Raw genomic sequence first — 12,853 nt, forward strand, 5'->3', positions numbered from 1 at the left:
AACCGACGTGCGTACGTCTTGGTTCGTCCCCCAAACCCCGGCTCACGCCGGGGTTTTTTTATCGTTAACGTGAACTGGGTTGCATGTAAACGATTACCCATCATCCGCGCATGCGTACGAACGCTGCGTGTCGCGGCTGCCTTAACAACTCACTCCCTACAATCGCCCGCTGTGAGTTGAAGAGGAGCGCGCATGCGCCGACGTGAATTGGTCCTGGCCGGACTGTCGTGGCCCGTGTTGGGCCTGTGGGGCGCGAACGGAAACGCGCGCGCGGCGCAAGCCGCCGGAGCGTCCGCCAGCGCGGGCGAGGGCGAGGGCGCATTGCAAGGCGGCGGCAAGTTCGACGACGGCACGGTGCCGGCGCTGGCCAGCGCGCTGGCCGCGCAGCCGTTCCGTGCCCAATCCAAACAGTTGCCGGCGTCGCTGGAGAAGATCGGCTACGACCAGTACCGCAGCATCCGCTACAACCCGGATCGGGCGCTGTGGCGCGCCCAGGGGCTGCCGTTCCAGGCGCAGTTCTTCCACCGCGGTTTCTTCTTCCGCGACCGCGTCGACATCTTCGAAGTCGCCGACGGCCGCGCGTCGCCGGTGACCTACAAGCCCGAGCAGTTCCGTTTCGACGGCACCGCCGCGCCGCGCGAGAACGATCTGGGCTACGCCGGCTTCCGCCTGCACGCGCCGATCAACCGCGCCGATTACTTCGACGAGGTCTGCGCCTTCCTAGGCGCCAGCTATTTCCGCGCCGTGGCCAAGGGCCAGGCCTACGGCCTGTCCGCGCGCGGTCTGGCCTTGAAGACCGCCGATCCGGCCGGCGAGGAATTCCCGGTGTTCCGCGCGTTCTGGCTGCAGCGGCCCGCGCGCGGCGAGAACAAGGCGGTGGTGCATGCGCTGATGGACAGCCCCAGCGTGGCCGGTGCGTTCCGTTTCGAGATCGTGCCGGGCGCGGAAACCGTCTTCGACGTGAGCGCGCGCCTATACCCGCGCGTGGCGCTGGATCGCGTGGGCATCGCGCCGCTGACCAGCATGTACCAGTTCGACGCCAGCGACCGCCACGGCATCGACGACTACCGCCCGGCGGTGCACGACTCCGACGGCCTGGCCCTGATCAACGGCCGCGACGAGCAGATCTGGCGGCCGCTGCACAATCCCTCGACGGTGCAGGAGAGCGCGTTCGAGGACCGCGGCCCGCGCGGCTACGGCCTGATGCAGCGCAAGCGCGCGTTCGCCGACTACGCCGACAGCGAAGCGCATTACGAGCGCCGGCCCAGCCTGTGGGTGGAGCCCAAGGGCGACTGGGGCGAGGGCAGCGTGCGCCTGATCGAAATCCCCACCGCCGACGAATTCCACGACAACATCGTCGCCTACTGGCGTCCGGCGCAGCCGCTGGCCGCCGGCCGCGAGCACCGCTACGACTACCGCCTGCACTGGTGCGACCGCCACGAATGGAAGCCGGCGCTGGCGCGGGTGACCGACACCCGCATCGGCGCCGCCGGCAAGGGCGTGCGGCGCGTGGTCATCGATCTGCAAGGCGGCACGCCGGCCGCGCTGCCGGCCGGCAGCGAACCGCGCGCGGTGGTGTCGGCCAGCCAGGGCCGCGTGAGCAACGCGGTGGCCCATGCCATGCCCGGGCGCGAGGCCTGGCGCATCGCCTTCGAACTGGACCCGGAGCAGGAACGCAGCATCGAATTGCGCGCGCGCCTGGAAGACGCGCGCGGCCCGCTGTCGGAAACCTGGTTGTACCGATGGACGGCGTGAGCGGGGGACCTATGAGCAGCGCACCCACGAGCAGCGCACCGCCTGCCGCTGCCGGCGCCGCCGTCGCGGGCGTGTCCGCCTCGATCCTGCCGGCCGAAGCGCCGCTGGACATGCCGATCCAGTCGCTGGGCGAAGGCCGACTGGCGCAGCCGCAGCTGCCGACCACGCCGAACCGCATGGCCTGGCGCCGCGCCTACATCATCGGCGGTTCGGCCTTGATGACCCTGATCGCGGCCTACCAGATCTGGTGGGTGCTGCGCGGCGGTGGCATCAACCTGCTCGAAGCGCTGCTGCTGGTGCTGTTCATCGCGCTGTTCGCCTGGATCGCGCTGGCCTTCTTCAGCGCGCTGGCCGGCTTCGTCCAGATCGTCTCGCGCCGGCGCATGCGTCTGGGCCTGGACCCCGACGCGCCGCTGCCGGCGCTGCGCACGCGCACCGCGCTGCTGATGCCCACCTACAACGAAGACCCGCGCCGCCTGCTGGCGGGCTTGCAGGCGATCTACGAATCGGTAGACGCGACCGGCCGCCTGGACGATTTCGATTTCTTCGTGCTCAGCGACACCACCCGCGAGGCGATCGCGCAGGACGAGCTCGCCGCTTTCGACGCGCTGCGCACGCGCGTGCGCGATCCGTCGCGCCTGTACTACCGCCGCCGCGACGACAACGCCGAGCGCAAGGCCGGCAACATCGCCGAGTGGGTGCGCCGCTTCGGCAACGCCTATCCGCAGATGCTGATCCTGGACGCCGACAGCCTGATGAGCGGCGACACCGTGGTACGGCTGGCGGCGGCGATGGAATCGCACCCGGACGTGGCGCTGATCCAGACCCTGCCGATGATCGTCAACGGCAACACCCTGTTCGCGCGCATGCAGCAGTTCGCCGGGCGCTTGTACGGGCCGGTGATCGCGCACGGCGTGGCCTGGTGGCACGGCGCGGAGAGCAACTACTGGGGCCACAACGCGATCATCCGCACGCGCGCCTTCGCCGAGCACGCCGGCCTGCCGGAACTGCGCGGCTACCGGCCCTTCGGCGGCACCGTGCTCAGCCACGACTTCGTCGAGGCCGCGCTGCTGCGTCGCGGCGGCTGGGCGCTGCACATGGTGCCGGGCCTGGGCGGCAGCTACGAGGAAGGCCCGCCGTCGCTGACCGACATGCTGGTGCGCGACCGCCGCTGGTGCCAGGGCAACCTGCAACATTCGGCGGTGCTGCCGGCCAAGGGCCTGCACTGGGTCAGCCGCTGGCATTTGCTGATCGGCATCGGCCATTACTTCACCGCGCCGATGTGGGCGATGCTGATGCTGATCGGCCTGGCGATTCCGCTGGAGCGCGCGGGCTTCGTCTGGACCCGCCTGGCACTGCCGGGCTTCTCGCCGACGAACTATTGGCGCGAGCAGGACCCGGAGCGCTTCACCTGGGTGTTCGTGTTCACCATGGCGGTGCTGCTGGCGCCCAAGTGCATGGGCTACCTGGCCTCGATGACCGATGCGGCGACCCGGCGCGGCTGCGGCGGCGCCTTGCGCGCGCTCGTCGGCATGATGCTGGAGACCCTGCTCGCCGCGCTGATGGCGCCGGTGACCATGTACGTGCAGTCGCGCGGCATCGCCGAGGTGCTGGCCGGCAAGGACTCGGGCTGGGAATCGCAGCGCCGCGACGACGGCACGCTGCCGCTGTCGGGGCTGGTGCGCAGCTACGGCGGCGCGACTTTATTAGGGCTGCTGAGCCTGGTCATGGCCTATATGGTCTCGCCGTCGCTGGCGGCGTGGATGGGGCCGGTGATCGCGGGCTTGTTGCTGGCCATTCCGATCGTGGCGCTGACTTCGGCGCGCGCGCCTGGGCGCTGGTTGCGACGCATCGGGATCTTCCGGATTCCGGAAGAGGTGGCGCCGCCGGAGGTGCTGCGGCGTGCGGCGGAGTTGCGGCGGGCGATACCGCCGGCCTAGTTCGCGCGGAGCAAAAGCAAATCCCCCGTCGTCCGCTGCGCGGCCGCCCGCCCCCTTGGTCATAGGGGGCTAGAGCCAGCGCTGCGGGACTACTTCGCCTCTGCTTGTCTTCCCCTTTTGAAAAAAGGGGGATTGAGGGGGATTTGCTTTTAGCAGCACCCAACCAACGACTTAGCCGCACTGCCCATCGCCGCCCTTCACCGTTACCCGCTCGTACCCCGCCTCTTTCAACGCCCGCAAAGCAAACGCGATGTAGCGATAGTCGATATCGGCCTTACAGCCCTGCAGGATCACTTCCGTGCTCGCCGGCGGCCCTAGCGCGCGGATCGCCAGCGGCAGTTCCACCGGACCCTGCGCGCTGTGCGCGCGCCCGTCATCGCGCAAGAGCAGATGCCGCACGCCGCCGGCGGCGGGCGTCGCCGCTGCCTGTTGCGGCAGCTTCACGTCCGCCTGCGCAGTCAGCGGGTTCTTGTCCGGCTCGCAGCCGGCGGCCAGGGCCAGGATCGGCAGTAGGACCAGCAGGGCGGCGCGGTAGGGGGCGTTCGAGCGCATCGGAGCGGGAGCGGCGGCGACGGGAACCGCATCATCCGGCAGCCCTTACGGCCATGCAATCGGTCGCGCCGATCAGGCCGCCAGCAGTTTCAGCGATACGCCCAGACCCGCCGCGTCCTGCGGTTCGCCTTCCAGGTCCGCGCGCACCAGCGGCCGCGAATCCAGCCAGCGCTTGGACACGGTCAGCGTGAGGGTGCTGCCCTCGGCCTGCGCGTCCAGCTGCGGAATCGGATCGGCCTCGTGCGCGCGGTGCAGCAGCACCGCCAGGCGCAACAGCGCGGCGCTGCGGCGCGCGGCGTTCAACAGGCGGTCGGGCAGGGCGTCGAAGGCGCTCTTGGGGATGCCGCGGCGGTGGGTGCGCAGCAGCGCGGCCAGGAACTGCTGTTGCTGGCGCGAGAAACCGGAAATGTCGGAGTGCTCGACCACATAGGCGCCGTGCACGTGGTACTGGCTGTGGGCGATGGCCAGGCCCAGTTCGTGCAGGCGCGCGGCGCGCTGCAGCATCAGGCGGTCGTCCGGGTCCAGGCCCCAGGCCGGCGCGACCTGGTCGAACAGGCGCAGCATCGTCGCTTCCACGCGCGCGGCCTGGCCTTCGTCGATGCCGTAGCGCTGCATCAGCGCGGCCACCGATGCATCGCGCGGATCGTCGGCGCCGCCGCGGCCGAGCATGTCGTAGAGCACGCCTTCGCGCATGGCCGCCTTGCTCACCGCCATGCGGCTCAGGCCCAGCGCGTTGAACGCGGCCTCCAGCACCAGGATGCCGCCGGCGATCACCGGGCGGCGGTCGGCGGACAGGCCCGGCAGGTCGATGGCCTCGATGCGGTCGGCCTGCAGCAGGCGGTCGCGCACCTGCGGCAGCGCCTCGGCGGTGACCGCGCCCTTGGTCAGCTTCATCGCCGCGCAGATCTCGCCGATGGCCTTGTTGGTGCCCGAGGAGCCCAGCGCTTCCTGCCAGCCCAGCGCGCGGTAGGTGCCGGCGAACTGCTGGAACTCGGCGGTGACTTCGGTCAGCGCCTCGCGCCAGCGCTTCTTCGACAGCTTGCCGTTCTCGAAGAAACGGCGGGTGGTGGCGATGCAGCCCAGCTGCAGGCTTTCGCGCTCGATCGCCTCGAAGCCGCTGCCGATGATGCATTCGGTGGAGCCGCCGCCGATGTCGATGACCAGGCGCAGCTCGCCGGGCTTGGACGGCTGGGCGTGGGCCACGCCCAGGTAGATCAGGCGCGCCTCTTCGCGGCCGGCCACCACTTCGATGGCGTGGCCCAGCGCGGTTTCGGCCGGCATCAGGAAGCTCTGCGGCGCGGCCAGGCGGCGCACGGTGTTGGTGGCGATCGCGCGCACCCGCTGCGGCGGGATGTCGCGCACGCGCTGGCCGAAGCGCGACAGGCATTCCAGCGCGCGCTGGCGCACCTCCGGCGCCAGCCCGCCCTTGCGGTCCAGGCCCTCGGCCAGGCGCACGGTCTCGCGCAGTCGGTCGACGATGCGCAGCTGGCCCAGCACGTACCTGGCGACCACCATGTGGAAACTGTTCGACCCCAGGTCGACGGCGGCGAGCAGGTCGCCGTCCTGGAGCGGCAGGGCGGTGGTCGGGTAGGCGTCGTTCATCCGCAGATTTTCGCCAACAAAGTGGCCTGAGCGGAATGGGGCATGGCGTCGTCTTGCGGCACCACCCGGTCGTAGCCGCCGTCGGCGCGCAGTTCCCAGGCGTTGAGGTTGTCGGCCAGGTAGTTGCTCAGGGCTTCGTCCCAGACGCGTTCGGCCAGCGCCGGGTCCAGGATCGGGAAGCCGGTTTCGACCCGGCGCAGCAAGTTGCGTTCCAGCCAGTCGGCGCTGGAGCAGAACAGGTCGGGCTCGCCGTCGTTGCCGAACCAGTACACGCGGTGGTGTTCCAGGAAGCGGCCGACGATGGAGCGCACGCGGATGTTGTCCGACACCCCCGGCACGCCCGGGCGCAGGGTGCAGGCGCCGCGCACGATCAGGTCGATCTGCACGCCGGCCTGCGAGGCCTGGTACAGCGCGCGGATCACCTGCGGCTCGTTGAGGGCGTTCATCTTGGCCACGATGCGCGCGGGCTTGCCGGCGCGCGCGTGCTTGGTCTCGCGGTCGATGCGCTTGAGCACACCCGCATGCAGGGTGAACGGCGATTGCAGCAGGCGCTTGAGCTTGAGCGACGGCGCCAGGCCCGAGAGCTGCTGGAAGATCAGGTGCACATCGTTGCCGATGTCCGCATCGGCGGTGATCAGGCCGAAGTCGGTGTAGGCGCGCGCGGTGCCGCTGTGGTAGTTGCCGGTGCCCAGGTGCACGTAGCGGCGCAGCTTGCGGCCTTCGCGGCGCACGATCAGCAGCATCTTGGCGTGGGTCTTGTAGCCGACCACGCCGTACACGACCTGCACGCCGGCTTCCTGCAATCGGTCGGCCAGGCCCAGGTTGGCCTCTTCGTCGAAGCGCGCGCGCAGCTCGACCACCACGGTCACGTCCTTGCCGTTGCGCGCGGCCTGGACCAGCTGTTCGACGATGGGCGAATCCTTGCCGGCGCGGTACAGGGTCTGCTTGATCGCCAGTACGTTGGGGTCTTCGGCGGCCTGCCGGATCAGTTCCAGCACCGGCGAGAACGCATCGAAGGGATGGTGCAGCAGAACGTCGCCGTGGCCGACCTTGTCGAACATGCTTTCCACGCCCGGCAGCTGGCGCTGCTGGTAGGGCGGGAACTTCAGTTCCGGGCGCTGGACCAGGTCGTAGACCTGGATCACGCGGTTGAGGTTGACCGGGCCGTTGATGCGGTAGACCGCGTTCTCGGGCAGGTCGAAGTTCTCCAGCAGGCTGCGCACGATCGGCTTGGGGCACTGCTCGGCGATCTCCAGCCGCACCGCGCGCAGGTAGCCGCGGCCGACCAGTTCGTCGCGCAGGGCCAGGGCGATGTTGTCGACCTCTTCCTCGTCCACCAGCAGCTCGGAGTTGCGGGTCACCCGGAACTGGTACGCGCCCTTGACCTCCATGCCCGGGAACAGCTCGTCGACGAAGCTGGACAGCACCGAGGACAGGAACACGAAGTCGTGCTTGCCGCCGGACACGCTCTCGGGCATCTGGATGATGCGCGGCAGCGAGCGCGGCGCGCGCACGATGGCCAGGCCGCCGGCGCGGCCGAACGCGTCCTTGCCTTCCAGCACCACCACGATGTTGAGCGACTTGTTGAGGATCTTGGGGAACGGATGCGCCGGGTCCAGGCCCAGCGGCGACAGCACCGGCATGATCTCGTCGCGGAAATAGGCGCGCAGCCAGCGGGTCTGGCGCGCGTTCCAGGAATCGCGGCCCAGCACGCGCACGCCGGCGTCGAACAGCGCCGGGCGGACCACGTCGTTCCAGCATTCGTATTGCGACTTGACCAGTTCGGCCGCGCGGTCGTGGATGCGCGAGAGCACCGTGGCCGGGGCCAGGCCGTCGGCGCCCGGCGCCAGGCCCAGGTCCTGCGCGTGGCGCAGGGTGCCGGCGCGGATCTCGAAGAACTCGTCCAGGTTGGTGCAGGAGATGCACAGGTACTTGAGCCGCTCCAGCAGCGGCACCTGCGGGTCCTGCGCCTGCGCCAGCACGCGGAAGTTGAAGTCCAGCTGCGACAGCTCGCGGTTGAAGTACAGGCCGGGGTCGCGCAGCGGATCGGTGTCGTGGGCGTCGGGCAGCGCGTTGCTGAGGGCGGCGTTCATGTCGGACTCGAAGTTCACGGTGGGCGCGCTGTGTGGTCGCTAGGGGTACATCAAGGCATTGCGTCGGGCAGGGTATCGAAATACCCCTGGTCGCGGCTGCGCACGCGGTCGGCGCCGAAGTGGCAGGCGAAGGTGCTGCCGCGGCCCACTTCGCTGGCGATTTCCAGCCGCGCCTGGTGCAGGTTGAGCACGTGCTTGACGATGGACAGGCCCAGGCCGGTGCCGCCGCTTTCGCGCGAACGGCTGGTCGAGACCCGGTAGAAGCGTTCGGTGATGCGCGGCAGGTGCGCGGCCGGGATACCGTAGCCGCTGTCGATCACTTCCAGCACCACGCCGCGGGCCATGCCGCCTGCTTCCGGGCGGAAGCGGATACGGATCGAACCGCCGGCCGGGGTGTAGCGGATCGCGTTGCTGACCAGGTTGGAGAACGCGCTGTGCAGCTCCTTGTTGGAGCCCCACAGGTCGACCCCGGCCAGGTCCTCCATCGCGATCTCGTGGCGGTTCTGGCTCAGCGCCAGCGCCTCGCGCTTGAGCGTGGCCAGCATCGAGGACATGGCCACGGTTTCCTCGCCAGGCAGGCTGTCCTGCGATTCCAGCCGCGACAGCATCAGCAGGTCTTCCACCAGTTGGGTCATGCGCTGCGACTGGCGCTGCATCTCGGCCAGCATCGGCGCCCAGTCCGGGTGCTCGCTGGGGTCGAGCATGTCCAGGTAACCGTGGACCACGGTCAAGGGCGTGCGCAGCTCGTGCGAGACGTTGGCGACGAAGTCGCGGCGCATCTGCTCCAGTTGCAGCAGCCGGCTGACGTCGCGCGCGACCAGCAGCCACAGGTTTTCCGAGTACGGGATCAGGCGCAGGCTCAGCGTGGCCGCCGGGTTCCAGGGCGAGGGCGCTTCCAGCGGTTCGGCGTTGCGGCCGGCGGCCAGCCAGTGCGCCAGCTGCAGCGGCTGCAGCTTCTGCGACAGCGAGCCGCCGATGTCGCGCGGGTAGCGCAGGTTGAGCAGGCCGTTGGCGGCCGCGTTGAACCATTGGATGCGCTGGCTGTTGCGCTCCACCACCACGATCGCGTCGGGCAGGGCGGCGGCGGCGGCGCGGTAGGCGCGCAGCATCTCGATCAGGCGGCGCTTGCGCCCGCGCATCTCCGCCTGGCTACGGTGCAGCAGACGGTCGAGCTCGTTCCAGATGCCCTCGCCCAGCGGCGGGGTCAGGCGCTGGCGCGCGGTCAGCCGGATCAGCACCCCGCGCAGGCGCCAGTAGTGCCAGGCCACCACGCACAGGGCGGCCAGGGTCACCACCGGCCAGGGGTGGCCGATCAGGAAGCCGGCCAGGGCCGCGGCCGCCAGGACCAGCAGCAGCTGTCCCAGGGTGCGGAGCCAGGCGGATCGGGCGCGGGGTGGCATACCCGCCAAGCTTACGCGGCGAGCGAGGCGGAAAAGCGATAGCCGGCGCCGCGCACCGTCTGGACCATGCCGTCGAGGCGGTGCGGTTCCAGGGTTTTGCGCAGGCGGCGGATATGCACGTCCACCGTGCGCTCTTCCACATAGACGCTGCCGCCCCAGACGTGATCCAGCAGTTGGGTACGCGAATACACGCGCTCGGGGTGGGTCATGAAGAAATGCAGCAGGCGGTATTCGGTCGGACCGATCTGCACCGGCTGGTCGCCGCCGTCGCCCTGGGCGAACACGCGGTGGGCGGCGCCGTCGATGCGCAGCGGGCCGATGCCCACGCTGCCGTCCTCGTCGTCCTCGCGCGAACGGCGCAGCACCGCGCGGATGCGCGCCAGCAGCTCGCGCGCCGAGAACGGCTTGACCACGTAGTCGTCCACGCCGGCTTCCAGGCCGCCCACGCGGTCGTTCTCTTCGCCGCGCGCGGTCAGCATGATGATCGGGATCTCGCGGGTCAGCGATTCCTTGCGCCAGCGCCGGGCCAGCTCCAGGCCGCTGGTGCCGGGCAGCATCCAGTCCAGCAGGATCAGGTCGGGGACGCGGTCGGCGATCGCCGCCTGGGCCTCGCGGGCGTCGCCGGCATGGATCGGATCGTATTCGCCCTTGCGCAGGGCGAAGGACACCATGTCGCGGATGGCGGGTTCGTCTTCGACTATGAGGATGCGTTTCTGCACGCGGTCACCGGGGGAGTGGTTGCAGGGTTCCTTGAAACCGCGCCAGTACACTACCGTTTTGTGACGGCCCCGTGACACTGTCGCAAAGCCGGTGCTGCGCGAGCGCCGTTCTGCGACGGATTCGGCAAAGCCGGGGCCCGTCAGGCCCGGCCGATCAGCGCTTGCGCAGGTCCTCGTCCTTCACGCCCTGGCGCCGCAGTTCCAGCACGGTGGGGGTGATCGCGGCGATCCGGGCCTCGATCCGGGCGCGCGCGTAGTAGTCCAGCTCGGGTTTGGACTTGAGCGTGTTCAGCTGGACCAGGGCCTGCTCCGGGCGGCCGCCCAGGTAGGCGGCCTCCGCATAGGCCTCGCCGGCGCGAATCGGGTCGCCCGCGATCTCACAGGCCCGTGCGAACACCTGCTGGAACACCGCGTCCTCGGACGAGGCGCCCAGCAGCGGCCGCAGCACCGCCTGGGCGCGCTTGCCGGCCTCGACCGTGTTGCGCTCGGACAGGGCGCGGGCGTAGGTCAGGGCCACCGAGCGGTTGGTCGGCATCTGCCGCAGCAGGGCCTCGAAGCGGGCGTCGGCGGCGGCGGCCTTGCCGCCCTGGGAATCGGCCTCGGCCAGGGCCAGGCTCAGCCACAGGTGGCCGGGGTGGCGCTCCAGCAGTTCGGCGAACACCGGCGCGGCGACGCCGGGCTGGTTGGCGCGCATGCGCGCCAGGGCCAGGCCGTAGCGCTGGCCCTCGTCCAGGGGCGCGGCCTTGGCCAGGCGCTCGTACTCGGCGATGGCGTCGCGCGGCGACTCCGCGCTGAGCACGCGCATGCGCTCGCGCGCGTAGCCGAACAGGCCGGTGTCGCCGCCGGACAAGGCATACCCCGACAGGCGCAGCGCGCTGGGCAGCAGCGGGTTGCTCAGGCCGCGGTCGTCGTCGCCCAGGCTGTAGCCGTTGCGCGGGATGCGCTCGCTGCGGCTGGCGTTGGGCGTGCTGGTGGTGGCGACCACGGTGTTGCGCTCGATCTGTTCGGCGCGCGCCTTGGCCTCGCTGATGCGGGTGGTGGTGACCGGGTGGGTGAGCAGGTAGTCCGGCGCCGGGCCGTCGTAACCGGCGCGGTTGCTGCGCGACCTGGCCTGCATCTTGGCGAAGAAATCGGCCATGGCGTCCGGGTCGTACTGGCTGCGCGCCAGGGTCTGGATGCCCAGGCGGTCGGCCTCGGATTCGTTGGAGCGGGTGTAGTCGATCTGGCGCTGCTGGATCAGGCCCATGGCCGAGACCATGGCCGCCTGCGCGGCGTCGTCGGCGGAATTGCCGCCGGCGGCCTGCGCGGCCACGATCGCGCCGAGCATGGCCAGCAGGATCGGCAACTGGTCGCGCTGGGCGCGTTCCACGCCGCGCAGCACGTGCAGCTGGGTGACGTGGGCGATTTCGTGCGACATCACCGCCGCCACTTCGTCCTCGCGCTCGGCCGCCAGTACCAGGCCCACGTTGACGCCGATGTAGCCGCCCAGGGTGGCGAAGGCGTTGATCTGGCGCTGGCGCATCATGAAGAAGGTGAAGGGCTGGCGCGGGCGGTCGCTGGCCGCGGCCAGGCGCGTGCCCAGGGTGTCCAGCCAGCTGTTGATCAGCGGGTCTTCCAGCAGGTAGTCGTAGTGGCGCAGCTGCGCCAGCATCATCGCGCCGTATTCGCGCTCCTGCGCCGGGGTCAGCAGTTCGCGCGCGGAGGAGCCGATGTCGGGCAGGCCGCTCTCCTGCGCCCGCACCTGGGTGCACAGGCCGGCGATAGCGAAGGTGACTGCGGCGGAAAGCAGGGCGATGCGGCGCAAGCGGGAATCCTCGTCGCGGACGGCCGCCCGCGCTGCTAACGGTATGAATACTTCAGGTGGTTCAGGATGCGGGGCGCGGCGTCCGGCCGGGTGAATCGTGCATTAATTCGTGCCGTCCCGCGCGCCGGCCGCAGGCTCCATACCGGTGCCGATGGACGACAGCGTTCCGCTGGCGCGGTTTAATGACGCCCCAGCCGCACCCACTATGACCGCAGGCAAGCCGCCGAGTTTCACTGGAGAACCCTCTTGAGCGCCACAGAATCCGCTGCGCCGGAAAAAATCGTCATCTACACCACCGCGATCTGCCCCTATTGCGTGGCGGCGAAGAACTTCCTCAAGAGCCGCGGCGAGACCTGGGCCGAGGTGCGCATCGACCTGGACCCGGCCGAGCGCGAGAAGATGGTCGCCATGACCCGCCGCACCAGCGTGCCGCAGATCTTCATCCGCGGCACCCATGTCGGCGGCTACGACGACATGATGGCGCTGCACCGGGCCGGCGGCCTGGAGCCCTTGTTGGCGGGCCAGCCCTGACCGTAACCTCGCGCCGCGCGTCCTTCGATCCCCAGGAGTAGTTTGTGAGCCAAGATCCCAGCCAAGGCGGCGAAGCCGACCGCGTCGCCGAGTTCACCGCGTTCCGCAAGCGCATGAACGAGCGCATCCTGGCCGAACCCAACCAGGTCGTGCGCCGCTTCTTCGCCCTGGACACCCAGACCTACCAGCCCGGGGCGCTGGATCTGAAGACCAAGGAACTGCTGGGCCTGGTGGCCTCGATGGTGCTGCGCTGCGACGACTGCATCAGCTACCACGTGGCCCAGTGCAAGGAGGCCGGGGTCAATCGCGACGAGATGTTCGAGGCCTTCTCGGTGGGCCTGGTGGTGGGCGGCTCGATCGTGATTCCGCATCTGCGCCGCGCCGTCGACTTCCTCGACCGCCTGGAGCAGGGCGAGGCCGCCGCGCCGGCCGGACACGACCACGGCTGAACGGGCGG

The 12,853-nt window shown here is 70.0% G+C and carries 10 protein-coding genes; 4 read left to right on the top strand and 6 right to left on the bottom strand.

What is annotated here, in order from left to right:
• Positions 1-192: 192 nt before the first annotated feature.
• Together DX914_RS01500 and mdoH are read left to right on the top strand one after the other, a co-directional pair.
• The gene (locus DX914_RS01500; RefSeq protein ID WP_115857315.1) at positions 193-1,755 is read left to right on the top strand and encodes an OpgD/OpgG family glucan biosynthesis protein; all 1,563 of its coding nucleotides are present in this window, start codon (positions 193-195) and stop codon (positions 1,753-1,755) included.
• Positions 1,743-3,695, top strand: a complete 1,953-nt coding sequence (gene mdoH, locus DX914_RS01505; protein ID WP_425480647.1) for a glucans biosynthesis glucosyltransferase MdoH — start codon at positions 1,743-1,745, stop codon at positions 3,693-3,695. The genes DX914_RS01500 and mdoH overlap by 13 nt, the downstream gene beginning before the upstream one ends.
• A gap of 171 nt (positions 3,696-3,866) precedes the next feature.
• Here mdoH and DX914_RS01510 read toward each other — a convergent pair whose 3' ends face one another.
• From DX914_RS01510 to DX914_RS01535, 6 genes are all read right to left on the bottom strand, one after another.
• Positions 3,867-4,247 (bottom strand): hypothetical protein, encoded by a 381-nt coding sequence (locus DX914_RS01510; protein WP_115857317.1) that lies wholly within the window; start codon positions 4,245-4,247, stop codon positions 3,867-3,869.
• Between the two features lie 72 nt (positions 4,248-4,319).
• A complete protein-coding gene (gene ppx, locus DX914_RS01515; protein ID WP_115857318.1) occupies positions 4,320-5,849 on the bottom strand; it encodes an exopolyphosphatase in 1,530 nt (509 codons plus the stop codon).
• Positions 5,846-7,942, bottom strand: coding sequence for a polyphosphate kinase 1 (gene ppk1, locus DX914_RS01520; RefSeq protein WP_115857319.1), 2,097 nt, complete (start codon positions 7,940-7,942; stop codon positions 5,846-5,848). Before ppk1 ends, ppx begins: the two co-directional genes overlap by 4 nt.
• Before the next feature lie 50 nt (positions 7,943-7,992).
• Entirely contained in the window at positions 7,993-9,342 is a 1,350-nt protein-coding gene (phoR, locus tag DX914_RS01525; RefSeq protein WP_115857320.1) for a phosphate regulon sensor histidine kinase PhoR, read from the bottom strand.
• An 11-nt stretch (positions 9,343-9,353) separates the two neighbouring features.
• On the bottom strand, positions 9,354-10,061 hold the full coding sequence (phoB, locus tag DX914_RS01530; protein WP_115859086.1) for a phosphate regulon transcriptional regulator PhoB: 708 nt from the start codon (positions 10,059-10,061) through the stop codon (positions 9,354-9,356).
• A gap of 154 nt (positions 10,062-10,215) precedes the next feature.
• A complete protein-coding gene (locus DX914_RS01535) occupies positions 10,216-11,865 on the bottom strand; it encodes a M48 family metalloprotease (RefSeq protein ID WP_115857321.1) in 1,650 nt (549 codons plus the stop codon).
• 246 nt (positions 11,866-12,111) lie between these two features.
• Between DX914_RS01535 and grxC the strand changes: the two genes are divergently transcribed.
• On the top strand, positions 12,112-12,396 hold the full coding sequence (grxC, locus tag DX914_RS01540) for a glutaredoxin 3 (protein WP_115857322.1): 285 nt from the start codon (positions 12,112-12,114) through the stop codon (positions 12,394-12,396).
• Between the two features lie 113 nt (positions 12,397-12,509).
• Positions 12,510-12,845, top strand: coding sequence for a carboxymuconolactone decarboxylase family protein (locus tag DX914_RS01545; protein ID WP_115859087.1), 336 nt, complete (start codon positions 12,510-12,512; stop codon positions 12,843-12,845).
• Positions 12,846-12,853: the final 8 nt, after the last annotated feature.

The sequence above is a fragment of the Lysobacter silvisoli genome (assembly GCF_003382365.1).
Taxonomy (GTDB): Bacteria; Pseudomonadota; Gammaproteobacteria; order Xanthomonadales; family Xanthomonadaceae; genus Lysobacter; species Lysobacter silvisoli.

What these genes read in the sequence shown, in the direction of transcription:
- DX914_RS01500 (WP_115857315.1), top strand. Translation starts at nt 193, where the DNA reads ATGCGCCGACGTGAATTGGTCCTGGCCGGACTGTCGTGGCCCGTGTTG.
- phoR (WP_115857320.1), bottom strand. Translation starts at nt 9,342, where the DNA reads ATGCCACCCCGCGCCCGATCCGCCTGGCTCCGCACCCTGGGACAGCTG.
- DX914_RS01510 (WP_115857317.1), bottom strand. Translation starts at nt 4,247, where the DNA reads ATGCGCTCGAACGCCCCCTACCGCGCCGCCCTGCTGGTCCTACTGCCG.
- ppx (WP_115857318.1), bottom strand. Translation starts at nt 5,849, where the DNA reads ATGAACGACGCCTACCCGACCACCGCCCTGCCGCTCCAGGACGGCGAC.
- ppk1 (WP_115857319.1), bottom strand. Translation starts at nt 7,942, where the DNA reads ATGAACGCCGCCCTCAGCAACGCGCTGCCCGACGCCCACGACACCGAT.
- DX914_RS01545 (WP_115859087.1), top strand. Translation starts at nt 12,510, where the DNA reads ATGAACGAGCGCATCCTGGCCGAACCCAACCAGGTCGTGCGCCGCTTC.
- mdoH (WP_425480647.1), top strand. Translation starts at nt 1,743, where the DNA reads ATGGACGGCGTGAGCGGGGGACCTATGAGCAGCGCACCCACGAGCAGC.